This window comes from Flagellimonas sp. (assembly GCF_965222555.1).
GTDB lineage: Bacteria > Bacteroidota > Bacteroidia > Flavobacteriales > Flavobacteriaceae > Flagellimonas.
This window is the reverse complement of record NZ_CBDCUG010000001.1, coordinates 511,625-536,429: the sequence shown is the minus strand read 5'-3', so window position 1 is coordinate 536,429 and position 24,805 is coordinate 511,625. Positions and strand designations below refer to the sequence as shown.

Here is a 24,805-nt window from a genome sequence, read left to right as displayed (position 1 = left end):
AAATTCAAAACCTTGAGCTCAAAGCCTTTTCTTCATACGCATCCGTACGAACCATTTTTGTTTTCGGAAGCCACAAAATTGATTGTGGGTACTTTACCACCCCCACGTTTTACTACCGGCGAGTTAAAAGATGATGATGTGGATTTTTGTTATGGCAGTAGAAATGGAATGCTTTGGCCAATTCTGGATAGGATTTTTGGATTGAACCTTAAGTTCGAAACCACCCAAGAAGCTACGGAACAGCGCAAAAACTTTTTATTGAAGCAAAAAATAGGGGTTTGTGATATTGTTGACAGTGCAGAACGACAGAAAATTGATGCCTCTGATTTGGGAATGCAAAATGTAAAGCTCCGCAATTTGGTTGGATACCTCAAAGAGTATCCAAATATTGAGACTGTGCTTTTTATGGGTGGAAATAGTAAAAATGGACCTGAATATTTTTTCAGAAAACAACTGAAGGCATATGGATTAAAACTGGAAATTGTTTCCAATGAAGTACCCAGAATACATGAATTGAACCTACCTCCGATTTCAAAGGGTGCCAGAAAATCCAGAACTGTCAAAACAGTCTCCCTTACGGCCCCTTCTGGTGCAGCCAATAGGGCAGTTGGCAGTCTTCAACTCTATAAAGACCTAAAGACCGCAAACCCCGAGTTTAATACTTTTGATTTTAGGGTTATGCAATACCGGGAGTTTTTTCAACCTAAAAAGAACTAAGGTTTTTATTTTGTAATGCTACGCATTACCCATTCCAAAGGTCCAACTTTATGGAATCTAGTCCAGAAATGGGCAAAAAATATGCAGAGGGCGCTAAAGGCCAGGGCATATAGGAAAGAAAAAGTAATGGTATAACTCCCCATTTTGGCTGGGTCGATTAAATAAATCGCAATCATCCCAATTACCACATGCGCTACGTAAAATGTTAAGGCCAGCTGCCCAGTTTTCTTTAAGAGTTGGATGATAGGATTTTTATCGAACTTTCTAGAAAATATAATGCAAATAGATATTACAAAAATGGAGAAGCTACCACTGGCTAGCATATAAAAGGGCAATGGCGGCATTGGACTTGTACCTAGAATTTGTTTTAGATCATTTTCCGTAACTGGATTTCCTTCAGCCAGTATAAATATGGAAAGTTTGGAAAGAACCAATGTCGTTACAAATACGGACAAACTGATCCAAATAGAACGGCTCAAAAATTTTGAATTGCTCAAATCTTGTTTTCCGTACCATAAACCAATCAGCATGAAAGCTGCCCATGGAATCACGGGATGAAACCCATTCACAAATAGATTGGTCAGGAACCCATTGGCCGTCCAAAAATTGGAATATTCAAAAGTCTGGAAATCCCAATTTGTATCGTAATTAATTACAGAAAGGAGTAGTGGATATATAAAAATAAGGGATAGCCCGGACCAAAATACCATTTTGCTTGACCTTCCAAGAACCAGTAATGTGACCAGCATATAAATGCCGTAAAAATGTAAAATATCAGCTTCCCAAATCGGGATGTACAGCAAGCCAATGACAAATAAGAATAGGGCTCTTTTCAGGATTTTTGTTTTAGTTGATTTAAGCTTGGACAAATTATTGTTTGCCAGTGCGGAATTTGACATGAAAGCAATCCCAATTCCTGCAAGTACAACGAAAATTGCAGCTGCCTTACCTTCAAAGAGTTGTACAAATGATTTTAGGAGTGGATTCCCATGGTCGCCAAAGGCAATTTTAAAATTAACAATGACCATCCCAATAATGGCCAATGATCTTGCGACATCTATTCCAATTATTCGTTCTTTCATCAATTGAGGTTATGGTACCCGAAGAAAATCAATGATAAGTATCTAACTCTTGGTTTACGTTACAGAAAGTTTTTTGAACAATTAGGTTTCAGGGCTTGAAAATCGCTTTAAAACAGAATAAGTTTTAACGGGTTTTATTCGTTTTAATTCAATTTCGTTAATGATTTTGGATACTGCCCTTTCGAATCTGGTTTTACGCATGGGCTTCATTATAAAATCATCAATACCATAATCAAAGGCTTTTTTGGCAAAATTGGCCCAAGTTGAATTCATTATGATGGCCGTGTTGATCTCAATACTGTCGAGCAGCTCAAAAGCGTTAACCTTATCCATCAGAACATCTAGGAATACCATATCAACCTTGTGGTCATAAATAGCTTTGATTCCTTCATATGGACTTCCATGGGATCCTATCAATTTTAGGTCGGGATGATTTTTGATCAAAATTGATGTAGCCAATCGCTGAATGGAAGAATCGTCAATAACTAATGCTGTATACTTCATAGTAAGTGGTTTGGGTACTATGAATTTAAAAACACTATCGGTGTTTTGGGAAAAACAGGGTTGAATTACAGGTTCACCCGGATGAAATCATGATTTATATTGATTCTCTTGATACACAGTGTTTTGCTTATCGATTTAAATTGCATTTTATGGATGTGACGACCTTGGTTCAGTCCATTTCAGAAGACAATATTCCATAAAGTGCCTTGATTCCATAGGCCAGTTGACCAATCTTTAAATTTTCGTCAGGGCTGTGCTGGTTATTATCTGGGTTTACCATGGGAACAATGAAGGCGGGAATCTTTAATTCGTTGATGAACGGAGCAATTGGGACTGTACCACCAGTTATCCGGATTTGGACTACATCTTTTCCGAAGGTACTTTTTAGTGTTTTGGATATGAACTTTCCATACGAATTGTCTAAATCTGTACGGAATGCATCCATAACATTGCCTTCTTCAACGGTCACGATTTTATCAAAGGACATTCGTTCTTCTTTAGAAGGAACATGGTCCAAAACATGATACCCTTGTTGAGTAATATGATTTTTGACCAATTGTTTTAATCGATCGCCATCAGTTTCTGGTACCAAGCGTAGATCTAGTTCGGCCGTGGCACTTTCAGGAACAATGGTCCTTCGTTTTGGGCCTATCCACCCAGAGCCCAACCCTCTTATGTTTAAAGAGGGATATTGCAATGCTTCTTGGTAAAAACTCCCCACCTTTTCAGCAGATTTGAATTGTAACTTTTCTGCAATTTTCTCATCACTGTCAGGTACACTTTTTAAAACCTCCGTAACTGAATCGTCCAAAGAAATTCCATCATAATACCCCGGAATGGTCACCCGTCCGTCAGCATCTTTCATGGTGGCCAACAGTTGTGCCAATTGAAAACCGGGATTTGGGGCATAGTTACCATAATGACCACTATGTTGAGGTTTGATTGGGCCATATGTTGTTAACGTCATGGTTGTGATTCCCCTGCAGCCATAAATGACTGTTGGATTTTCGGAGGGATGTGCAGGCCCGTCTGCAATTACCAAAAAGTCTGCTTGTAGCAGTTCACGGTACTGTTTCACCGCTTTTGGCAGCGGTTTGCTGCTTTTTTCCTCTTCGCCATCCAAGATTACCTTAATGTTGAATGGAATTTCCTTGCCATCTTTTTTTAAAAGGTCGATAGCATTTAGAAACATAATGATTGGCCCCTTGTCATCCGAGGTTGACCGACCGAATAGCCTCCAATTGTAGTTGATGTTTTCTAACCTATCAAAAGAAATGGTCTTAAAACCATCTTCATCAGGTGCTTTTAATACGGTTTCATATGGATTGGGTTGATTCCATTTGGAGGGGTCAACGGCCTGGCCATCAAAATGCATGTATACCAACATGGTAGGTTTGGCGTCTTCCATGGGCAGCGTGGCAAAAAGCAAGGGCAGGTTTTCTGTTTCCAGTACGGCAGTATTGAATCCTCGTTCGGTAAATTTTCGTTTTAACCAGAGAATATTATCATCAATATCATCGGCATTTAAGGCATCATTGGGAATGGAAATAAAATCTCTAAGTTCATCAATGGCTTTTACCACTTGTGATTTAACAGCGGTTGAGTCTTGTGAAAAGGTTGAAAATGATATTATTAAGGCAAAAAAACAGATGAGTTTTTTCATGACAGGAATTCGTTAGTTTCAAAGTTGAAATTAACGAATTCCCTTTACAAAATCAGCTATTTTTTCAGTTCCGTGTTGTGTTAGATGTTTTATAAAGGCCGAACCAATAATGGCTCCACTTGCTTTTTCAGTAGCTTGATTGAAGGTTTGGGAATTACTGATCCCAAAACCAACTATTTGGGGATTGCTCAATTGCATATTCGAAATTCGGTCAAAATAGGCCTTCTGTCCGGCGCCAAAACCTTCTTTTGCCCCAGTTGTGCTGGCTGAACTTACCATATAGATAAAACCGTCAGATGCATTATCGATTGCCTGGATACGCTCTTCACTGGTTTGGGGAGTAATTAGAAACACATTGATCAATCCAAATTTTTTAAAGATAGATTCGTATTGATTCAGGTAAACATCCAAAGGTAAATCAGGGAGAATCAGTCCATCAATGCCTATTTCCTGACATTTTTCACAAAAAGCTTCCACACCATATTGAAACACGGGATTAAAATATCCCATAATAATCAAAGGGATGGAAACCGTCTTGCGGATATCTTTGAGTTGCTCGAAGAGTAGTTCTGACTGCATGCCATTATTTAGCGCCGCTGTTGAACTCTCCTGTATGGTAGGCCCATCTGCCAGCGGGTCGCTAAATGGGAGGCCAATTTCTATCAAATCCACACCGCTTTGTTCCAAATCTTGGATGATTTTTACCGTATCATTTAAATTGGGATACCCGGCCGTGAAGTATATGGAAAGTAGTTTTTTGTCTTCTTGTAGTTTTTTTTGAATTCTATTTTCTATTGTCATGTTCTATGTCTTGTTTTTTTACTTTAAAATGAATCAAGGCTGTCCTGTCATTCCGCACTTGATGCGGAATCCATCAATCAAACCAGTCAAATGCCAAATCATTCCAATTTTTGTTTTCTTCTTCTATCAAATCAATTTTCCACTGCCTTTTCCATTTTTTCAATCTTTTCTCTCTCAAAATAGCATCATTAACATATTGATACGTTTCAAAATATACCAGTGTGTCCAGTCCGTATTTTTTAGTAAAACCATCTATTAATTTGTTTTTGTGCTCAAAAACCCTTCTTTCCAAATTACTTGTCATACCAATGTACAGTGTTCCATACTTTTTGTTGGTAAGCATGTAAACGTAATATTGATGTACATTTTTAATCATTATTTTGGATTCCTGCTTCCGCAGGAATGACAGTCCCTACAAATTAAAATAGTCAATATAATTCTGTAAATCTTTATCACCTCTTCCAGATAGATTCATGACAACAATGTCTGAAGGGTTGAATTTTTTCTGTTCTAAAATTGCAAAAGCATGGGACGATTCTATGGCTGGAATAATACCTTCCAGTTTTGAAAGTTCCATACCTGCTTTCATGGCGTCATCATCCGTGATGGAAATGAACTCACCTCGACCAGATTTGAACAAATGAGCATGTAAAGGCCCAACGCCTGGGTAATCCAGGCCTGCTGAAATGGAATAGGGCTCGGTAATCTGTCCGTCATCAGTTTGCATCAATAAAGTTTTGCTGCCATGAATGATTCCAACTTTACCTAAAGCTGAAGTGGCTGCGCTTTCTCCGGAATGGATTCCCTTGCCAGCAGCTTCCACAGCGATAATACCAACCTCTGGGGTATCAAGAAAGTGATAGTAGGCTCCAGCAGCATTACTTCCACCTCCGACACAGGCAACTACGTAATCTGGATTTTCACGACCTTCTTTTTCCAATAACTGAGCTTTGATTTCTTTGGAAATTACAGATTGAAAACGGGCTACCATATCGGGATAAGGATGTGGTCCTACCACTGACCCAATAATATAATGGGTATCCACGGGATTGTTGATCCAGTCGCGAATAGCTTCATTAGTGGCATCTTTTAGGGTTTTGCTTCCAGAAAGTGCCGGGCGGACTTCTGCACCCAACATTTTCATACGGGCGACATTGGGTGCTTGCCTGGCTATGTCAATCTCACCCATATAGACCACACATTCAATGCCCATTAAAGCACATACGGTGGCCGTTGCAACGCCATGCTGGCCAGCTCCGGTCTCGGCAATGATTCGGTTTTTGCCCAATCGTTTCGCCATTAAAATTTGCCCAATGGTGTTGTTTACTTTATGCGCTCCGGTATGGTTTAAATCTTCCCGTTTTAGGTAAATTTTGGTGTTGTACTTGTTGGACAACCGTTCTGCAAAATAGAGTGGGGAAGGACGGCCTACATAATCCTTCAGCAATTGATGAAACTCTTCCTGAAAGGAAGGTTCTTCCATAATTTGGATATAATTTTGGCGTAATTCTTCACAATTGGGATACAACATTTCTGGGATGAACGCTCCTCCAAATTCTCCGTAATATCCTTTTTTGTCTACATGATAACTCATACTTTTTTGTCATTCCTGCGCAGGCAGGAATCTTTTTTGGTTTGACTTTAATTTATGATGGATTCCGCATCAAGTGCGGAATGACAATAATTTTTTAAATTCTTTTAATTTTTCAATATTCTTTAGCCCGGGTTTTATCTCGAACTTACTATTCACATCAATTACCTTGCAATGCCTTGATGCAGGACTATTCATGAAAGACTTAAGGTCCTCCTCACTTTCTGGCCCAATCCCGCCGCTTAAAAAATAGGGTTTGGTAGAAGGGTAACTGTTCAAAACAGACCAGTCAAAGGCATATCCATTTCCTCCTGGAAGCTTTCCTTTAGTGTCGAACAAATAATAATCACAAACTTCTTCATAATCATTTAAGATGGAAAAATCGAAGGTGTCCTTGATGGAGAAGACTTTGATGATCTCAAGCAACGGAGTGTTTTCTTTAATGTGTTTGCAAAATTCTGAACTTTCATGACCGTGAAGCTGAACGGCATCCAAATTGTGCTTTTCCGCTTTTTCCAAAACATCTTCCAAAGAAGCGTCTACAAACACACCAACTTTTTTGATTGTGGCTGGTAAATCAGGCATTACCCCTTCAAAATATCGCGAAGAGGGCTCCCAAAAGATAAAGCCCAGATAATCGGGTTGCAATTGAGCAACCTCGTTAGGATTATGGTTCATGCCGCAAACTTTCAACTTCATGATTCCAATTTTTTTATGAAAGTGGTGGCATATTCACCAGGGTTATCGGTTTTCATGAAATTCTCTCCAATCAAAAATCCTTGGTAACCATATTGCTTAAGCTCCTTTATGGCTTCTACAGAGCTGATGCCACTTTCGGAAACTTTTACAAAATCATCTGGAATTTGGGTCGAAAGTGATTTGCTAGTTTCCAGACTCACCTCGAAGGTCTTCAAATTTCTATTGTTCACACCCAGCATGTCCAAACTCGGCATGATAGATTTGTGCAGTTCCTCTTCATTATGAACCTCAAGAAGTACATCCAATCCCAAGTCTTTTGCTACTTCTGAAAGTGTTTTGATTTCATCTCGGGTCAAAATGGCGGCAATGAGTAAAATAACATCCGCGCCATGTGCTTTGGCTTCCAGAATTTGATACTCATCAATAATAAACTCTTTACGTAGTAATGGAATAGCTGCAACCGCTCTTGCTAACAATAAATCGTCTAAAGAACCTCCGAAGTATTTGCCATCTGTCAAAACCGACATTCCGCATACTCCAGCAGCCTCATAACCTTTTACCACATCCTGTACGTTCAAACCTTGGTTTATGACCGATTTGGAAGGGGAGCGTCGTTTGTGTTCGGCAATAATTCCCGAAGCACTTTGTCGCAATGCGTTAGCCAAAGAAGGACTTTTTCTTTCAAAAAGCACGGATTGCTCCAATTGGGAAACGGGAATCAATGATTTTCTTAAATCGACTTCTTTACGTTTGTCTGCTACTATTTTGTCTAGTATGTTCATTAAGCACTAAGCTTTTGTAATTTTTTTAATGCTTCCAATCCTTTTCCACCCAATAGGGACTCTTTTGCTTTGTCAAACCCTTCTTTTGGAGCGATGTTATTTGCGGTTGCAATCGCAACTCCGGCATTCGCACAGACTACATTGTTTTGGGCTTCGGTGCCTTTTCCATGTAAAATGTCCATAAATATTTGGGCTGATTGGGCTATATCATCTCCTCCAGTAATCTCGGCTTGGGTAATCCGTTTTACGCCAAAATCGACAGGAGATAAAATGCCTTCGGAATTGTTGGAAATGGTCTTGGTGTCACCGGTAAGGGAAATTTCATCATAGCCATCCAGAGCATGGAGTACGGTAAAGTTTTTATCCGTGTTCTGATAAAGATAGCCGTACATTCTAGCCAATTCCAGATTAAAAACTCCTACCATCTGGTTCTTTGGAAATGCGGGATTCACCATTGGCCCCAACATATTAAAGAAGGTTTTTACCGCCAACTCTCTTCGGATAGGCGCCACGTTTTTCATGGCCGGATGGAATAGGGGCGCATGCAACACACAAATTCCTGCCTCATCAATGGATTTCTTTAAAAAATCCGCTTCATTACTGAACTTAATGCCCAAAAACTCCATGACATTGCTACTTCCACATTTTGAGGATACCCCATAGTTTCCGTGCTTGGTGACCTTGACTCCCGCACCGGCAGTCACAAAAGAAGCTAAGGTGGAAATGTTGAAAGTGTCCTTACCATCACCTCCTGTACCACAGAGATCAATAGGGTTGAACTCGGCCAAGTCAACTGCCAAACAAAGTTCCAAAAGGGCATCACGGAAGCCTTCAAGCTCCTCAATGGTAATGCTCCGCATCATATATACCGTTAGAAAAGCGGCAATCTGTGATGTATTGTAATCGCCTTTGGCAATGTTGACCAAGATTTGCTTGGCATCACTTTTGGACAAGATTTCGTGGTTTATTAATCGATTTAAAGTTTCCTTCATCTTTTTGTTTATTGTCATTCCGCACTTGATGCGGAATCTATTTCATAATTAATTTGGATTCCTGCCTTCACAGGAATGATATTAAATCATTTGTCTAACCAATTTTTTAGCATTTGTTTTCCTTCAGGGGTCAATACCGATTCTGGATGGAACTGTACTGCGGTAACGTCGTATGTTTTATGTTTTAAGGACATGATTTGTCCATTTTCATCAACAGAGGTAGCTTCCAAGCTTTCCGGTAAATCTGGATGGACTACCCATGAGTGGTAACGCCCTACCTGAATCTGTTCTGGCAAGCCTTCAAAAATGGCGTCTTCCTTTGTCACGGAAATTGTTGTCGCCACTCCATGGTATACTTGGTCCAAGTTCACTAAAGTTCCCCCAAACACTTCGCCAATGGCTTGCTGACCTAGACAAACGCCCAATATTCGTTTTGAAGGCGCATAAGTTTCTATAATTTCCTTAAGTAAACCAGCCTCATCTGGGATTCCGGGCCCCGGTGACAACACAATTTCATCAAACGGTTCAACATCCTTAAGGGTCAATTGGTCGTTTCGTTTTACGGTAACATCGCAATCCAAATCTTCCAAATAGTGCACCAAGTTATAGGTGAAGCTATCGTAATTGTCTATCATTAAAATCTTTCTTCCCATGTTAAATGGTTTCAGCAATTTCCAGCGCTTTGTTTAGGGCGCCTAGTTTATTATAGGTTTCTTGCAATTCTGCTTCAGGATCGGAGGCGGCTACTAAACCGGCTCCAGCTTGGTAATGCAATTGATGGTTTTTGCTTAAAAAGGTCCGGATCATTATGGCATGGTTAAAATTGCCCTTAAAATCCATGAACCCGATGGCTCCACCATAATATGCACGACTGGTTTTTTCGTACTTCTCGATCAATTGCATGGCCATATGTTTTGGAGCACCGCTCAACGTTCCTGCCGGGAAGGTATCGGCTACCACTTTCATGGTTGGACTGTCTTTCTTCTTGAGCCCAGTCACTTTCGACACTAAATGGATGACATGAGAGAAATATTGCACCTCGCGATAGGTTTCCACATTAACGGTGTTTCCATTCCTGCTGAGGTCATTTCGAGCTAGATCAACTAACATTACGTGCTCGGCATTTTCCTTGTCATCTTGTGCCAGTTTTTTAGCGAGCTCGGCATCTTGTTCATCGTTCCCGGTTCTTTTATACGTTCCAGCAATGGGGTGTATTTCGGCCTTACCTTCTTTAACGATCAATTGTGCTTCTGGAGAACTGCCAAAGATTTTAAAATCCCCATAATCAAAATAGAACAAGTAGGGAGATGGATTTATGGAACGAAGAGCCCTATATACATTAAATTCATCCCCTTTAAATCCTTGTGAAAATCTTCTGGAGAGTACCAATTGGAATACATCACCTCGTTGACAGTGTTTTTTAGCCAGAGCCACATGCTCTTTGTACTCATCATCTTTTAGGTTGGAGGTAGGTTTTCCATCCTTTGAAAAGTTATAGGAAGCAAAATTTCGCACGTTGAAAAGCTGTGCTATTTCATCCACATTACTTTCGGTATTGTAGCAATGGGCAAAGAGGTAGGCTTCATTTTTAAAATGGTTGATGGCAATGATATTTTGATACACTGCATAATAGATATCTGGTATTTGAACCGAATCTTCCTTTTTGGAAACCTCCACATCTTCAAAATAGCGTACGGCATCATAAGACATGTACCCAAAGAGTCCATTGTTAATGAACTTGAATCCATTGCTGGGCACAGAGAACTTTTGTCCGAATTGATGAATAACATTGGTAACATCCACATCTGGGGTTATCGGGAACTCTTCTTTGGAGCCATCAGGAAATCTTTGTGTGATTACCTCATTTTCCACCTTAATGGAAGCAATGGGGTTACAGCAGATGTATGAAAAGCTATTATCGTTGGCATGGTAGTCACTACTTTCCAAGAGGATGCTGCTGGGAAATCTGTCCCTAATTTTAAGATAAACACTGACCGGGGTAATGGTGTCGGCCAGAATTTGTTTGTAATGGGTCTCTAATTGATATTTCATTTTCAAATTGGTTGAAAAAATTAAGGCTTGTCGTGATGACAAGCCTTTTTATTATTTATTGGGTATGAAGGACTAGCTCACGATATTCGACGTAAGTTAATCCACCACCAAGTATTTACTATTCTTAAATTCATTGCTCCAAAGATAGAAAGGAAATTCTAACTTCCAAATATTGTTTTGTGAAATTAAAAATCCCGTTCAAGAAAGTCTCGAACGGGATTTCCAAACACTAAACTAAAGCTGATTACATCTGCAAATCGACCACAAGGTCAAAATTATCATGGATCAACTTGTCCTTTGCGGTACCAATGATACCGGACTTGTATTTTATGTCGTATTTAATTCTATCAACTTTCAAACTGGCCGTTGCTTTATTACCATCAATGGACACATCAAAGCGAATAGATTTGGTAATACCCTTAATGGTAAGGTCCCCTGTTACATCATACAGGTTGTTTTCATTTTGCTCAACGTTGGTGAATACCAAGGTTGCTGTAGGATTTGAAGCTGTGGAAAAGAAATCATCCGATTTTAAGTGACCGTCCAATTTGTTTTTATAGTCTCCCTGTAGATCTGTGGTGTTTATGGTTGTCATATCAACAACAAATTCGCCACCAACCAGTTTTTCACCATCAAACTCCAGTGCTCCTGATTTAAGGTTAATGGTTCCAGTATGCGAACCACCTACCTTGTAAGCTTTCCAAGTGACAGTACTTTTGTCAGTTTTCACTGTTTTTTTCTCTCCATCAATAGGATTGGCAATGGCTGAAAGACCAAAAATGGCGGTCAATGCTAGGCTTAAAATTGTCTTTTTCATGATTGTACTTAAATTATTGTTTAAAAAATGTAATTAGGACTTATATATGTGTAAATAATTCTTCTCTTGATCTGCGTACCTTGGCGTAATGCTGTGTTTCATCTTCTTCTGAACGATAGCCAACAGCAAGAACAACCGATGCATTAAGGTTTTTCTCTTCCAAACCAAGGATTTTGTTATAGGATTCAGACTCAAAACCTTCAATGGGGCAGGTGTCTATTTTTAGTTCGGCCGCAGCCTGGATCATATTACTGAATGCGATATACGCCTGTTTGGATGTCCAAACGGCCTTGGTTTCTTCTGGTAGATTCAGCAGTTTAGATTTCATGAAATCACCGTAATCTTTCAATCCTTCGCCTGGAATGTTTCTTGTAGTGCTTGTATTTTCCAAATAGCTATCTATCAATTCCTCGCCAAAATCCGTGACATTGGCAAAAACAATTAGGTGGGAAGCATCCGTAATCTGAGTTTGCCCCCAGGAAACAGGTCTTAATTTTTCCCTTATTTCTGGATCTGTGATTACAAAAAGATGATAGGGTTGCAACCCGTAAGAAGAAGCGCTTAATCGTGTGGCTTCCAATAAGAGTTCCAAATTTTCATCTGACACCTTTTTGGTGTTATCAAATTTTTTGGTGGCATAGCGCCATGTTCTATTTTCTAGGATATTGCTCATTTTAAAATTTATCTAATAATATGTTGAATTCTTCTAGTTCTTTATTGGTGAAATTCCCGAGGATGTCGTTTTCGGTATTTTCCATTGTGGCATCAAGCTTTTCTAAAACAGTAGTGCCTTTTTCTGTTATCAATATTTCCACTTTTCGTCGGTTAGACTCGCAAACCGAACGTTCCACATAACCTTTGGTTATAAGTTTATCAACTAATCGCGTTGTATTGCTCATTTTGGTAACCATGCGTTCATTGATGGTGCAGAGGTTGGAAGGCTTTCCCTTTTGCCCGCGTAAAATCCTTAGGACGTTAAATTGTTGCTTTGAAATCCCATAGGGTTTAAGGGCAGTAGCAAATTGCTCGTTGATTTTATTACTGACCAATGCAAGGTGAATCATGGTCCTCATTTTAAGAGGAAGCTTTCTTTCTGTTTTTATGATCTGTTCTACATTCATGTTAATACAACAATTGTATAGACAAATGTATTGGTATTATTTTCATGAACACTATCTTTAACAAATAAAATTTTGTTAAAATCAATTCTTTGCGAATAGCTTTATTTATTTTTAATAATCTAAAATGCAGATAATGAAACACTTGTCGTTTTCTATGGTTTTTATGGTATTGCTGATTATTGGCTGTGGTGAAAAAACTAAAGAAAAGTTAGATGGGAAAACTTCTGAACAAGCCTATGCCAAAGTCGAAAAGGAAGTTGAGGATCCGGTAAAATTCCCTGTTTATGATTATGAAGGCCTTAAACCTCTGCTGAACAGAGATGATGGGAAAACCTATATTATAAACTTTTGGGCCACTTGGTGCAAACCTTGTTTGGAGGAGCTTCCGTATTTTGAGAGGGTCAATGCAGAACAGAAAGATAATGACGTGGAGGTGGTTTTGGTAAGTCTTGATATGCCATCCATGTGGAAATCCAGATTGGAGCCTTATGTTGAAAAAAAAGACCTGAAATCCAAAGTGGTTATTTTGGATGACCCCAAACAAAACGAATGGATTCCTAAAATTGACAAAGATTGGGAAGGCGGTATACCTGCTACCTTAATATACAATAAGAATAAACGAAGTTTTTACGGAAAGGGTTTCACCTACGAGGAATTAAATGAGGAGTTGAACAAATTCATAAACTAATGGCATGAAAACGCTTAAAACCTTAGGTCTATTGGCTCTGGTGATTTTACTGGGAGCCTTTTCAGGAAAATCAACCTCAGAAGATGAGGGGTATGGTATTGGGGATATTGCAACGGACTTTTCCCTAAAAAATGTAGATGGTTCCATGGTTTCTTTATCGGATTATGATGAGGCCAAAGGGTTTTTGGTGATTTTCACCTGCAATACCTGTCCATATTCGGTGGCATATGAAGATCGTATCAATGCATTGGATGCCAAATATAAATCGCAAGGCGTGCCTGTTATCGCTATCAATCCTAATAATCCTTCAAAAAAGCCAGGGGATAGTTTTGCCAAAATGAAGGTTCGCGCAGCTGAAAAGGGATTTTCCTTTCCATATGTATTGGATGATGGGCAGAAAATCTATCCACAATACGGAGCCACTAGGACTCCACATGTATTTCTATTGGAAAAAACTGCCGGTGGAAATGTGGTAAGGTACATTGGGGCTATTGACGACAACTATCAAGATGCTGCCAGGGTTGGAGAAAAATATGTGGAAAATGCGGTGGATGCCATGTTGGCGGGAAAAGAAATCAAAGTGACCACTACCCGGGCCATAGGGTGTTCAATAAAGGCTTAAAAAGAAAATTACATCAGATTTGGATCCGGGGTTACGCTCCGGATTTTTATTTTTGCTAAAATTAAATTGTTAAAGATGTCAGATTTATCACAACAAGAATGGGAAGAACAACTGGAAAATGATAACAATGCTTTCATACTGGATGTTAGAACGCCAGAGGAAGTAGAGGAAGGTTATATTCCCGGAGCCACCAACATAGATATTTATTTAGGACAGGAGTTTTTGGACGAGATTGAAAAACTCGACAAATCCAAGAACTATTATGTCTATTGTAGATCTGGCAACAGAAGTGGCCAGGCCTGTGCCATTATGAACAGTGTTGGTATTGAAAATGCCTATAACCTTGAAGGTGGATTTATGAACTGGGAAGGCGAGGTGGCCGAATAAATTTTATGGATGTTGCTGAAGTTATAAGCGAACTAGAACGAAATCGGAAGGTTTTTCAGCATATGCTTTCTGGATTACCTTTTGAATTTATCACTTGGAAACCCAATCCAAAAGGTTGGAGCATTTTGGAAATTGTGTGCCATTTAATTGATGAGGAAGTTGAAGATTTTAGAGCACGTACCAAACATGCGTTGGAGAACCCAGAAGCTCCCTTGATTCCAATAGACCCGGCTGGATGGGTCATAACACGAAATTACGCAGGTCGAGATTTTAAAATGGCTTTGGAGCATTTGGGGCAAGAGCGGGAAAAATCAATCATCTGGTTAAACGGATTGGTTAATCCCAAATGGAAAAACGCTATTGACCATCCTGATTTGGGAAAAATTACTGCTTACTCATTTTTGTGCAACTGGCTTGCACACGATTATCACCATATTCGACAAATAAACAACATGAAGCATAGCTATCTCAAAGAAAATTCTGGAGATTCATTGACCTATGCTGGAAAATGGTGATCATTTTCCTATTTTAGCTATATGAAGGAAGACCTACTCCATTTTATATGGAGGTGCGATAAGCTTCAAGGACGACCACTTACCACATCAACCTCAGAGCATATTGTTATTAAAAATCCCGGTACCCTGAATTCTTATGCAGGACCTGATTTCTTTAATGCTCAAATAGAGGTTGGTGGTCAGCTATGGGCTGGCAATATAGAAATGCACCTCAAATCTTCAGATTGGTACGTACACCATCATGAAACGGATTCCAATTATAATAATGTAATCCTTCACGTTGTATGGGAAGATGACATTTCAGTTTTTAGAAAGGATGGAACACAGATTCCAACCTTAGAGTTGAAAAACTATATCTCAACTACCGTTTTAGATAAATATCAAGAATTGTTCCAGCATTTCAATCCCAGTTTCATCAATTGCGAAAAGGATTTTGCGCAACTGGATTCTTTTTTGGTCAACAATTTTCTTGAAAGACTCTATATAGAAAGATTGGAGCAAAAGTCCAAACTCATTTTTGAGCTCCTTCAAAAATCGGATAATGATTGGGAAAGGGTACTTTTCATAATGTTAATGAAAAACTTCGGGTCCAGACTAAATGGGGATTTCTTTTTGCAAAGAGCTTCACAATTAGGTTTTTCCATGGTAAGGAAAACAAGCAATGACATCCACCAAATGGAAAGCCTGCTTTTTGGTTATTTGGGATTATTGTCCGTTGAGGATTGTAAAGACAGCTATTATATTGGGCTTCAAAAAGAGTATGGATTTCTGTCTAAAAAATTCAAGCTTGATCCACCACTTAGCAAACCCGAGTTCTTTGGTCTGCGTCCAATGAACTTTCCTACTATCCGTATTTCACAATTGGCAAATTTGTATGCAAGACATCAAAATTTGTTTGCTGCCCTTATGGAAGCAAAAACTCTTCAGGATATTTATCATATTTTAAAAACCGAGGCAAGTTCGTATTGGGAAAATCATTTCACCTTTGGAAAGGTTTCAAAAAAGAGTAAAAAGAGGCTTTCGAAAAATTTTATTAATCTATTGATAATTAATGCCATAATTCCACTCCGGTTTTGTTATTCCCAGCAAAGGGGAGTGGATGCGGCCAGCGATTTACTGTTTTTGATTTCCCAGCTGAGTCCAGAGAAAAATTCGATTATTAAGGGGTTTGAAAATTTGGGTTCTAAAACCGAGAATGCCTTGGAGAGTCAGGCCAAAATACAATTGTACAACAACTACTGTTCAAAAAATAAATGCCTTCATTGTAACTTGGGAGCACATTTATTGAACAGAAATACATAATTTTAAATTATGAGTTTGTTTTACAATACCCTTTACTACTTTCAAAAAAGAGGCTTTGAGGTCTGTAGGCGGATTGCTGAACGTCTTGGTATAAGGGCCAGGGTGGTGCGTACTACGTTTATATATTTGACTTTTGCCACACTTGGTTTTGGTTTTGCCCTATATCTTTTTATGGCATTTTGGTTACGAATCAAAGATTTGCTCTACACCAAAAGAACCTCAGTTTTTGACCTTTGATTATGATAAGATTATTAAGATCCAAAATAGTATGGGCAATAAGTTTAATGTTGCTTGTATTGTTTTTTGGTGTAATAGGGTATAAACTTATATCAGATTTTACATGGGTCGAGGCAATTTATATGACCATTATCACGGTGACCACAGTGGGGTTTTCAGAGGTGAGACCTTTAGATCCCAGTGCAAAGATTTTTACCGTATTTTTAATCGTAACCAGCGTTTTTATTTTTGGTTTTGCCCTTTCGGTGATTACCGAATATTTGTTAGGTAGAAATTCGCTTCAGATATTAAAAAAGAAAAAAGTGAAAAAACGAATAGATAATTTATCCAATCATGTCGTGGTATGTGGTTTTGGTAGAAATGGAATGCAAGCGGCAGAGAAATTAAAGGCCTATAAAAGACCTTTTGTTGTCATAGAAAAGAATAAAGAGGTGATCGACCGGCATGAAAATGATGTTTTGTTTGTGGAAGGAGATGCCAATGAGGATGAAATTTTAATGCAAGCAGGCGTAGACAGAGCGCAATATTTAATCACTGCAATGCCAGATGATGCCGCTAACCTTTTTGTAGTATTGTCAGCAAGGCAGCTTAACAATAAGATTTTTATAATTAGTAGAGCTTCACAGGTAACTTCTCAAAGTAAATTAAGGTTGGCAGGAGCTGATCAGGTCATTATGCCGGATAAGATCGGAGGAGATCATATGGCCTCATTGGTGGTTATGCCCGATTTGATCACATTTATGGACAAACTTTCCATTGAAGGAGAAAATACCACCAATCTTGAAGAAGTAGAGATTGAAGACTTTACAGATCAAATAGATTGTAATTCCCTTCGTGATTTAGATTTGCGCAAAAGAACCGGCTGTACTATAATAGGTTATATAGAACCTGATGGAAATTATATTATAAATCCAGAGGCAGATTTAATACTTCAACCCAAGGGCAAGGTCATAGTTTTGGGCCGACCAGAACAGATTAAAAAGCTCAACCAAATGTTTCAGATAGGTTAGTTTTATAACTTTTAAATTTGATTCCGTTGAATTTTTTTAGGATATTGCCCGCTATACATCAAATTAAAATAACCAAATAACATATTATGAAGTACAGACTTCTTACGTTAATTACCCTTTTATTACCATTACTATCAAGTGCTCAGGAAAAAGGCCTGGATGAAAGAGTCAACGATGCCTTTATGCCTTTTGCGTCATGGTGGGAGGGCTTTGTTTTGACCCCAATTTCAATTGGGGGGTACAACCTGCCGATAGTTCTGATTCTATTAATAGTAGGAGCTACATTTTTTACTATACGATTTAAATTTCCCAATATCACCAAATTCGGCTTGGCCATTAATACGGTAAGAGGTAAATATGATGAATTGGATCACCATAGTGCAGAAAAAACAGAGTTGAATGTTGTTGACGGAGATGTTCATGGTACAATTAAGGATGAAAGCCAAGAAGGAGAGGTAAGCCATTTTCAAGCATTGGCAACAGCGGTATCAGGTACGGTTGGATTAGGTAATATTGCTGGTGTGGCCGTTGCGATTGCCTTGGGAGGCCCTGGAGCTACCTTTTGGATGATCGTTTGTGGGTTAATAGGAATGTCGACCAAGTTTGTAGAATGTACATTGGGTGTTAAATACAGGGATGTTGGTGAAGACGGGACTGTTTATGGAGGCCCTATGTATTACCTGTCAAAAGGATTGAAGGAAAGAGGAATGAAAGGCCTTGGAAAAGTATTGGCCATCATTTTTGCAGTGTTGTGCGTTGGAGCATCCTTTGGAGGAGGTAATGCCTTCCAATCCAATCAAGCTGCCGTTCAGCTTTCAACTATGTTGAGCCTTGAAGGAGGCGCTACAGGTGTTATCATTGGAGTCATTTTGGCTATTTTGGTAGGAATTGTAATTATTGGAGGTATCAAGAAGATTGCCAGTGTAACTGAAAAAATAGTTCCTTTTATGGCCGGAGTTTATGTATTGGCCTCTTTGGTTATCATTTTTGCCAACATTAAATATATAGGAGACGCCTTTGGAATGATTATAGGTGGAGCATTTACTCCTGAAGCAGGACTAGGTGGAATTGTTGGGGTGATTATAGTTGGTTTTCAAAGAGCTGCGTTTTCCAATGAAGCGGGAGCTGGTTCTGCTGCCATTGCACACTCTGCAGTAAAGACAAAATACCCTGCAAGTGAAGGGGTCGTTGCACTTTTGGAGCCATTTATTGATACCGTTGTTATTTGTACCATGACGGCCTTGGTAATCATCTTTTTCAATATGGATGCTGGCGCTTTTGATTATGGAAATGCTGTAGGAAGTACCGTATTGCTTAACGAATCAGGAGCGTATGTTGGCGGTGTTGATTTAACCTCAATGGCATATGATTCCGTAATACCTGGATTCAGATATGTACTGACGATTGCCATAATCCTGTTCGCATTTTCAACAATGATCTCATGGTCATACTACGGATTGCAATCTTGGAAGTTCCTTTTTGGAAGAGGAAGAACAGCTGATATTGTTTATAAAGTAATGTTTTTGTTGTTTGTAATTATTGGAGCAGGTGCTACATTGGATGCTGTGATCAAGTTTTCTGATGCCATGATTTTGGCGCTGGTATTCCCGAACATGATAGGGTTGTTATTCTTATTCCCTAGAGTAAGAGAGGAAATGGATAAATATGTGGCCGATATAAAGAATTTTGTTAAAAGCAAATAACACTCAACATTGAATAATTTCAAGTCCCACTTCAAGTTCAACAAACAAGAACGAAGTGGGATTTTCTTTTTGCTGCTTCTTATAATAATACTTCAGGGAGTATATTTTTATATTAAAACAAAACCTTTTAACGGAGATTCAAAAATAGTTGTCAATACAGTGGCACAATCCCAATTGGATAGTTTACGCCTTCTGGCCCTGCAAAAAGAGTCTATAAAGATTTTTTCCTTCAATCCAAATTATATAACTGACTACAAAGGGTATATGTTGGGAATGTCCCCAGCAGAACTGGACAGATTGTTCGCTTTCCGAAAAACTGGAAGGTTTATTAACTCCGCTGAAGAGTTTCAACAAGTGACCCAAATTTCTGATTCTTTGTTGATGGTAATCTCACCATCCTTTAAATTTCCAGAGTGGAACAAAAGAAAAAAAGCGGCTAAAGTCCATTCCAATATTCGTTTTGAGAAAACACTCCAAGTAAAAGACCTGAATCTTGCCACGGCGGAAGATTTAAAGGCTATTAATGGAATAGGTGAGAAGTTGTCTGCTCGTATTATAAAGTTTAGGGATAGACTTGGAGGGTTTTTGGTGAATGACCAATTGTTTGACGTTTATGGGTTGGAACCCGAGGTTGTTCAACGTGCACTACACCAATTTAGGGTTAATGACCCTCCTTCAATTCAAAAAATCAATATAAACAAAGCAACAGCTGAAGAATTATCCCGTTTGGTTTATATAAGTAGAGATTTGGCTGAAAAGATAATCTCATTTCGAGAGCTTAATGGAGCGTATGATTCATCGGATGAATTGCTCAACGTGGAATCTTTTCCGGTAGAAAGGATTGATAGAATTAAGCTATATTTGACCCTATAAAATTGTACTAAATGGTTACGGATACCTTGTCCACAATAAACTTTGATTATTCAGAGACCCAAAAGATGGTCGCTGAATCTGCAAGAGAGTTTGCGCAGCAGTATATAGCGCCCCATGTTTTAGAATGGGATGAATCGCAGACCTTCCCCATAGAAGTGTTTAAGAAAGCTGGTGAAATGGGATTTATGGGGGTTTTGGTTCCTGAGGAATTGGGAGGTTCAGGACTTGGATATCATGAGTATGTGGCCATTCTGGAAGAGATTTCAAAAGTTGATCCAGCCATAGGGCTTTCAGTAGCGGCGCATAATTCATTATGCACCAATCACATCTTATCCTTTGGCAATGAAGAACAAAAACAGCGTTGGATTCCTAAATTGGCAACAGCAGAATGGCTCGGCGCTTGGGGGCTTACAGAACATAATACAGGTTCTGATGCAGGTGGTATGAGCACTACTGCTGTAAAAGATGGCGATTCATGGATTTTGAACGGTGCAAAAAACTTCATTACCCATGGCAAAAGCGGAGACATAGCTGTGGTGATAGCCCGAACTGGAGAAAAAGGAGATAGTCATGGAATGACGGCTTTTGCTGTTGAGAAGGGCACGCCGGGGTTTACAAGTGGTAAAAAAGAGGATAAGCTGGGTATGCGAGCCAGTGAAACGGCCGAATTGATATTTTCAGATTGTAGAATCCCAGATGAAAACCGTTTGGGAGAAGTTGGGGATGGTTTCATCCAATCCATGAAAGTTTTGGATGGAGGCAGAATTTCCATTGGTGCACTTTCTTTGGGGGTGTCCAAGGGAGCCTATGAAGCTGCGTTAAAGTATTCCAAAGAACGGGTACAGTTTGGCAAACCAATCAGTGAGTTCCAAGGAATATCTTTTAAGTTAGCTGACATGGCCACGGAAATTGAAGCTTCAGAACTGTTGTTGCATAAAGCTGCATTTTTAAAGAATGCGGGTAGGCCAATGACAAAACTTGGGGCTATGTGCAAGATGTATGCATCAGAGGTTTGTGTCAAAATTGCCAATGATGCTGTTCAGATTCATGGCGGATATGGCTATACAAAGGACTTTCCGGTAGAAAAGTTTTACCGTGATGCCAAGTTATGTACCATTGGTGAAGGTACCACTGAAATTCAAAAAGTGGTTATTTCAAGAAATATTTTAAAGTAATTTGTGCATTACTATTTAATACTTGTATATTTGCACACCAAAATTTAAAAGAGAGGAGGTTGTAGCCCATGTTAATAATACCAGTAAAAGAAGGAGAAAACATCGATAGAGCTTTAAAGCGTTTCAAGCGTAAGTTTGATAAGACCGGCACCATGCGCCAGTTGAGAAAAAGGCAACAGTTTACAAAGCCTTCAGTTAAGCGCAGAGCCGAAATACAAAAAGCTCAATATATACAAGGACTTAGAGATCAGGAAGAAATTTAAGGTTCTTGAACACAGTATAGAAAATCCCGTTGCAATACAATTGCAACGGGATTTTTGTTTTTATCATTATTTGTTTGGGATTTGGGTAACTTTGAATAATGTCCTTATCAACGTTCATATCATATTTAAGATTGGAGAAAAACTATTCCGTACACACGGTGAATGCGTACGAAAAGGATATTGTATCCTTTTCAGAGTTTTGTAGGGATGGGTACAATATGGATTCTATAGACGATATGGAATATTCCATTGTTAGAAGTTGGATTGTTCTTTTGGTCAACGATGGAATTTCAAATAGGACAATCAATAGAAAAATATCCTCACTAAAAGCGTATTACAGATTTTTGCAAAAAATAGGCCAAATAAGTGCTTCGCCTCTCGCCAAACATAAGGCCCTGAAAACAAATAAGAAGGTTGAAGTGCCATTTTCTGAGATGGAAATGGAAAAGATATTATTGGAAATACCTTTTAATAACGATTTTGAAGGAGTGAGGGACAAACTTATTATAGAGTTGTTGTACACTACAGGAGTTCGTAGAGCTGAATTGGTCAATCTTAGGTTGAAGGATGTTTATAGCTCCAATAATACCCTAAAGGTTTTGGGTAAAAGGAATAAAGAGCGGATTCTTCCATTGCTGCCTTCCACAAAATCCTTGCTTGAAACATACGTATTGCTTCGCTCCAAACTGGAAAAGCTGCAGGATGCCGAATATCTTTTCTTAACAAAAGGAGGTCTTAAAATTTACGAAACACTTGTTTATCGCATCATAAATAAGTATTTTAGTTTAGTGTCCCCTAAGGTGAAAAAGAGTCCACATATATTAAGACACACCTTTGCAACACATCTGCTTAATAGGGGAGCGGATTTAAATTCCGTAAAGGAATTATTGGGTCATTCCAGTTTGGCTTCTACACAAGTGTATACACATAATAGTATAGCCGAGCTTAAAAAAGTTCACCTCAAGGCCCATCCCAGAAATAAGGAGCAATAGATTCCTTGTATTGTTTAATCTAGCTGTAGTTTAGCAGCCCTAAAAACTAAATCTTATGAAAGTAAATGCACAATCGGTAAATTTTGTAGCTGATGGTAAGCTCTTGGATTTTGTCCAAAAGCGAATGGATAAATTGGAAGTGTTCTATGATAAAGTAATTGGTTCGGATGTTTATTTGAAAGTTGAAAATACAAGTGCAAAGGAAAATAAGATAGTAGAGGTCAAGTTATTGGTGCCCAGGGATCAGCTCGTGGTAAAAAAGCAATGCAAATCTTTTGAGGAGGCCATTGATTCGGCTTGTAGCTCCCTTGAAAGACAACTGGTTAAAAAGAAAGAAAAATTAAGGGCAAAAGCAGGGTGAAAATTTTTGCAAATTTATTTTGATTAAAAAAATAAATATATACATTTGCAGTCCGTTAGAAATAGCGGGCTTTTTTATGGAAAAAAAGGCCATAAAATGCCGATGTAGCTCAGCTGGCTAGAGCAGCTGATTTGTAATCAGCAGGTCGTGGGTTCGAGTCCCTCCATCGGCTCGTAACATATTGAAAATAAGGCGGGGAGATACTCAAGCGGCCAACGAGGACAGACTGTAAATCTGTTGGTTTTCACCTTCGCAGGTTCGAATCCTGCTCTCCCCACAAGAAGTTATTCGCGGAATAACTCAAGGATTGGGAAGTTTTTTTGAAATATTGAAGTGTTTTTGGGGTTAAGCCCAAAATAAAAAATGCGGGAGTAGCTCAGTTGGTAGAGCGTCAGCCTTCCAAGCTGAATGTCGCCGGTTCGAACCCGGTCTCCCGCTCTAAAGTCATCCTTGCGAAAGCAGGAATCTCTTCCAAAATTTATGGGAGAACTATTTAAAGTAGTTGATTCAACACTTTACGCCGGTGTAGCTCAGGGGTAGAGCGTTTCCTTGGTAAGGAAGAGGTCACGAGTTCAAATCTCGTCATTGGCTCAAAACGATTTGTACACTAATATAAACTAAGATTAAAATTATTTAAAATGGCAAAGGAAACTTTTGATCGTTCCAAACCGCACTTAAATATTGGTACTATTGGCCACGTGGATCACGGAAAAACTACGTTGACCGCTGCTATTACTACCGTATTGGCTAACGCGGGATTGTCAGAGCTTAGAAGCTTTGATTCTATTGATAACGCCCCTGAAGAAAAAGAAAGAGGTATTACTATCAACACTTCTCACGTAGAGTATCAAACACAAAACCGTCACTACGCCCACGTTGACTGTCCAGGTCACGCGGATTACGTTAAGAACATGGTTACTGGTGCTGCTCAGATGGACGGTGCTATCTTGGTTGTTGCTGCAACTGATGGTCCTATGCCGCAAACTCGTGAGCACATCCTTCTTGGGCGTCAGGTTGGTATTCCAAGAATCGTTGTTTTCTTGAATAAAGTTGACATGGTTGACGATGAGGAGCTTTTAGAGCTTGTTGAAATGGAAGTAAGAGAATTACTTTCTTTCTACGAGTATGATGGTGACAATGGACCTGTTATCTCTGGTTCTGCTCTAGGTGCACTTAACGGTGAGCAAAAATGGGTGGACACTGTAATGGAGTTGATGGCTGCTGTTGATGAGTGGATTGAGCTTCCAAAAAGAGATGTTGATAAAGATTTCTTGATGCCTGTTGAAGATGTATTCACCATTACTGGTCGTGGTACTGTTGCTACAGGACGTATCGAAACTGGCGTTGCCAACACAGGTGATGCTGTAGATATCATCGGTATGGGTGCTGAGAAATTGGCTTCTACAATTACTGGTGTTGAGATGTTCCGTAAGATTTTGGATAGAGGTGAAGCTGGTGATAACGTAGGTATCCTTTTGAGAGGTATTGAAAAATCCGATATCAAAAGAGGTATGGTAATCTGTAAGCCAGGTTCTGTTAAACCGCACGCTAAATTTAAAGCTGAGGTATATATCCTTAAAAAAGAAGAAGGTGGTCGTCACACGCCATTCCACAACAACTATCGTCCTCAGTTCTATGTTAGAACTACTGATGTAACTGGAAACATTGGTCTTCCTGATGGAGTTGAAATGGTTATGCCAGGTGATAACTTGACTATCAACGTTGATTTGATTCAGCCAATCGCATTGAGCGTGGGTCTACGTTTCGCTATCCGTGAGGGTGGTAGAACGGTAGGTGCTGGTCAGGTTACCGAGATTTTAGATTAATCATTTTACAATAAATATTACACTAAAGGG

Annotated in this window: 29 protein-coding genes and 4 tRNA genes; 19 read left to right on the top strand and 14 right to left on the bottom strand. The window is 39.1% G+C overall.

What is annotated here, in order from left to right; genetic code table 11:
• The first annotated feature begins 12 nt into the window (after nucleotides 1–12).
• The gene (locus ACOQO1_RS02415; protein ID WP_420601257.1) at nucleotides 13–717 is read left to right on the top strand and encodes a uracil-DNA glycosylase family protein; all 705 of its coding nucleotides are present in this window, start codon (nucleotides 13–15) and stop codon (nucleotides 715–717) included.
• 5 nt (nucleotides 718–722) lie between these two features.
• On the opposite strand, the gene ACOQO1_RS02410 is transcribed toward ACOQO1_RS02415, so the two are convergent.
• The 14 genes from ACOQO1_RS02410 to ACOQO1_RS02345 all read right to left on the bottom strand — a co-directional run bounded on the left by ACOQO1_RS02410 (nucleotide 723) and on the right by ACOQO1_RS02345 (nucleotide 12,764).
• Entirely contained in the window at nucleotides 723–1,799 is a 1,077-nt protein-coding gene (locus tag ACOQO1_RS02410; protein ID WP_420601256.1) for a DUF418 domain-containing protein, read from the bottom strand.
• Between the two features lie 81 nt (nucleotides 1,800–1,880).
• A complete protein-coding gene (locus ACOQO1_RS02405) occupies nucleotides 1,881–2,303 on the bottom strand; it encodes a LytR/AlgR family response regulator transcription factor (protein ID WP_420601255.1) in 423 nt (140 codons plus the stop codon).
• A gap of 169 nt (nucleotides 2,304–2,472) precedes the next feature.
• Nucleotides 2,473–3,966 carry a M20/M25/M40 family metallo-hydrolase gene (locus ACOQO1_RS02400; RefSeq protein ID WP_420601254.1) on the bottom strand — a complete coding sequence of 498 codons (1,494 nt, stop codon included), beginning with the start codon at nucleotides 3,964–3,966 and terminating at the stop codon, nucleotides 2,473–2,475.
• A 30-nt stretch (nucleotides 3,967–3,996) separates the two neighbouring features.
• Nucleotides 3,997–4,767, bottom strand: a complete 771-nt coding sequence (gene trpA, locus ACOQO1_RS02395; protein WP_420601253.1) for a tryptophan synthase subunit alpha — start codon at nucleotides 4,765–4,767, stop codon at nucleotides 3,997–3,999.
• 73 nt (nucleotides 4,768–4,840) lie between these two features.
• Nucleotides 4,841–5,143: a GIY-YIG nuclease family protein gene (locus ACOQO1_RS02390; RefSeq protein WP_420601252.1), complete on the bottom strand. Its 303-nt coding sequence runs from the start codon at nucleotides 5,141–5,143 to the stop codon at nucleotides 4,841–4,843.
• 36 nt (nucleotides 5,144–5,179) lie between these two features.
• A complete protein-coding gene (gene trpB, locus ACOQO1_RS02385; protein ID WP_420601251.1) occupies nucleotides 5,180–6,361 on the bottom strand; it encodes a tryptophan synthase subunit beta in 1,182 nt (393 codons plus the stop codon).
• Between the two features lie 69 nt (nucleotides 6,362–6,430).
• Nucleotides 6,431–7,057, bottom strand: coding sequence for a phosphoribosylanthranilate isomerase (locus tag ACOQO1_RS02380; protein WP_420601250.1), 627 nt, complete (start codon nucleotides 7,055–7,057; stop codon nucleotides 6,431–6,433).
• Nucleotides 7,054–7,839 (bottom strand): indole-3-glycerol phosphate synthase TrpC, encoded by a 786-nt coding sequence (gene trpC, locus ACOQO1_RS02375; protein ID WP_420601249.1) that lies wholly within the window; start codon nucleotides 7,837–7,839, stop codon nucleotides 7,054–7,056. The genes ACOQO1_RS02380 and trpC overlap by 4 nt, the downstream gene beginning before the upstream one ends.
• Complete coding sequence (trpD, locus tag ACOQO1_RS02370; protein WP_420601248.1) at nucleotides 7,839–8,831, bottom strand: anthranilate phosphoribosyltransferase; 993 nt, start codon at nucleotides 8,829–8,831, stop codon at nucleotides 7,839–7,841. Before trpD ends, trpC begins: the two co-directional genes overlap by 1 nt.
• 86 nt (nucleotides 8,832–8,917) lie before the next feature.
• Nucleotides 8,918–9,484, bottom strand: coding sequence for an anthranilate synthase component II (locus ACOQO1_RS02365; protein ID WP_420601247.1), 567 nt, complete (start codon nucleotides 9,482–9,484; stop codon nucleotides 8,918–8,920).
• Between the two features lies 1 nt (nucleotide 9,485).
• Nucleotides 9,486–10,883, bottom strand: coding sequence for an anthranilate synthase component I family protein (locus ACOQO1_RS02360; protein ID WP_420601246.1), 1,398 nt, complete (start codon nucleotides 10,881–10,883; stop codon nucleotides 9,486–9,488).
• Nucleotides 10,884–11,127: 244 nt separating this feature from the next.
• Entirely contained in the window at nucleotides 11,128–11,700 is a 573-nt protein-coding gene (locus tag ACOQO1_RS02355; RefSeq protein WP_420601245.1) for a YceI family protein, read from the bottom strand.
• A gap of 40 nt (nucleotides 11,701–11,740) precedes the next feature.
• Complete coding sequence (locus tag ACOQO1_RS02350) at nucleotides 11,741–12,373, bottom strand: NAD(P)H-dependent oxidoreductase (RefSeq protein ID WP_420601244.1); 633 nt, start codon at nucleotides 12,371–12,373, stop codon at nucleotides 11,741–11,743.
• Between the two features lies 1 nt (nucleotide 12,374).
• Nucleotides 12,375–12,764 (bottom strand): MarR family winged helix-turn-helix transcriptional regulator, encoded by a 390-nt coding sequence (locus tag ACOQO1_RS02345; RefSeq protein ID WP_420601243.1) that lies wholly within the window; start codon nucleotides 12,762–12,764, stop codon nucleotides 12,375–12,377.
• 190 nt (nucleotides 12,765–12,954) lie between these two features.
• Here ACOQO1_RS02345 and ACOQO1_RS02340 point away from each other — a divergent pair, with 190 nt between their 5' ends.
• From ACOQO1_RS02340 to tuf, 18 genes are all read left to right on the top strand, one after another.
• A complete protein-coding gene (locus ACOQO1_RS02340; protein WP_420601242.1) occupies nucleotides 12,955–13,509 on the top strand; it encodes a TlpA disulfide reductase family protein in 555 nt (184 codons plus the stop codon).
• Between the two features lie 4 nt (nucleotides 13,510–13,513).
• Complete coding sequence (locus ACOQO1_RS02335) at nucleotides 13,514–14,131, top strand: thioredoxin family protein (protein ID WP_420601241.1); 618 nt, start codon at nucleotides 13,514–13,516, stop codon at nucleotides 14,129–14,131.
• A gap of 75 nt (nucleotides 14,132–14,206) precedes the next feature.
• Nucleotides 14,207–14,518: a rhodanese-like domain-containing protein gene (locus ACOQO1_RS02330; RefSeq protein ID WP_420601240.1), complete on the top strand. Its 312-nt coding sequence runs from the start codon at nucleotides 14,207–14,209 to the stop codon at nucleotides 14,516–14,518.
• 5 nt (nucleotides 14,519–14,523) lie between these two features.
• Complete coding sequence (locus ACOQO1_RS02325; protein ID WP_420601239.1) at nucleotides 14,524–15,033, top strand: DinB family protein; 510 nt, start codon at nucleotides 14,524–14,526, stop codon at nucleotides 15,031–15,033.
• 21 nt (nucleotides 15,034–15,054) lie between these two features.
• Complete coding sequence (locus ACOQO1_RS02320; RefSeq protein WP_420601238.1) at nucleotides 15,055–16,335, top strand: DUF2851 family protein; 1,281 nt, start codon at nucleotides 15,055–15,057, stop codon at nucleotides 16,333–16,335.
• Between the two features lie 9 nt (nucleotides 16,336–16,344).
• Nucleotides 16,345–16,572: a PspC domain-containing protein gene (locus ACOQO1_RS02315; protein ID WP_420601237.1), complete on the top strand. Its 228-nt coding sequence runs from the start codon at nucleotides 16,345–16,347 to the stop codon at nucleotides 16,570–16,572.
• A gap of 2 nt (nucleotides 16,573–16,574) precedes the next feature.
• Nucleotides 16,575–17,582 (top strand): potassium channel family protein, encoded by a 1,008-nt coding sequence (locus tag ACOQO1_RS02310; protein WP_420601236.1) that lies wholly within the window; start codon nucleotides 16,575–16,577, stop codon nucleotides 17,580–17,582.
• Nucleotides 17,583–17,668: 86 nt separating this feature from the next.
• Nucleotides 17,669–19,285, top strand: coding sequence for an alanine/glycine:cation symporter family protein (locus tag ACOQO1_RS02305; protein ID WP_420601235.1), 1,617 nt, complete (start codon nucleotides 17,669–17,671; stop codon nucleotides 19,283–19,285).
• A 9-nt stretch (nucleotides 19,286–19,294) separates the two neighbouring features.
• Nucleotides 19,295–20,158 (top strand): ComEA family DNA-binding protein, encoded by an 864-nt coding sequence (locus tag ACOQO1_RS02300; RefSeq protein ID WP_420601234.1) that lies wholly within the window; start codon nucleotides 19,295–19,297, stop codon nucleotides 20,156–20,158.
• Nucleotides 20,159–20,193: 35 nt separating this feature from the next.
• The gene (locus tag ACOQO1_RS02295; RefSeq protein WP_420601280.1) at nucleotides 20,194–21,333 is read left to right on the top strand and encodes an acyl-CoA dehydrogenase family protein; all 1,140 of its coding nucleotides are present in this window, start codon (nucleotides 20,194–20,196) and stop codon (nucleotides 21,331–21,333) included.
• A 68-nt stretch (nucleotides 21,334–21,401) separates the two neighbouring features.
• A complete protein-coding gene (gene rpsU / locus ACOQO1_RS02290) occupies nucleotides 21,402–21,596 on the top strand; it encodes a 30S ribosomal protein S21 (RefSeq protein WP_073181465.1) in 195 nt (64 codons plus the stop codon).
• Nucleotides 21,597–21,694: 98 nt separating this feature from the next.
• On the top strand, nucleotides 21,695–22,588 hold the full coding sequence (locus tag ACOQO1_RS02285; RefSeq protein ID WP_420601233.1) for a tyrosine-type recombinase/integrase: 894 nt from the start codon (nucleotides 21,695–21,697) through the stop codon (nucleotides 22,586–22,588).
• A gap of 55 nt (nucleotides 22,589–22,643) precedes the next feature.
• Nucleotides 22,644–22,949, top strand: a complete 306-nt coding sequence (gene hpf, locus ACOQO1_RS02280; RefSeq protein ID WP_420601232.1) for a ribosome hibernation-promoting factor, HPF/YfiA family — start codon at nucleotides 22,644–22,646, stop codon at nucleotides 22,947–22,949.
• A gap of 98 nt (nucleotides 22,950–23,047) precedes the next feature.
• Nucleotides 23,048–23,121, top strand: a tRNA-Thr gene (locus ACOQO1_RS02275).
• A gap of 22 nt (nucleotides 23,122–23,143) precedes the next feature.
• A tRNA-Tyr gene (locus ACOQO1_RS02270) sits at nucleotides 23,144–23,226 on the top strand.
• 88 nt (nucleotides 23,227–23,314) lie between these two features.
• A tRNA-Gly gene (locus ACOQO1_RS02265) sits at nucleotides 23,315–23,387 on the top strand.
• An 81-nt stretch (nucleotides 23,388–23,468) separates the two neighbouring features.
• A tRNA-Thr gene (locus tag ACOQO1_RS02260) sits at nucleotides 23,469–23,540 on the top strand.
• A gap of 47 nt (nucleotides 23,541–23,587) precedes the next feature.
• On the top strand, nucleotides 23,588–24,775 hold the full coding sequence (gene tuf / locus ACOQO1_RS02255; protein ID WP_073181471.1) for an elongation factor Tu: 1,188 nt from the start codon (nucleotides 23,588–23,590) through the stop codon (nucleotides 24,773–24,775).
• Nucleotides 24,776–24,805 lie beyond the last annotated feature (30 nt).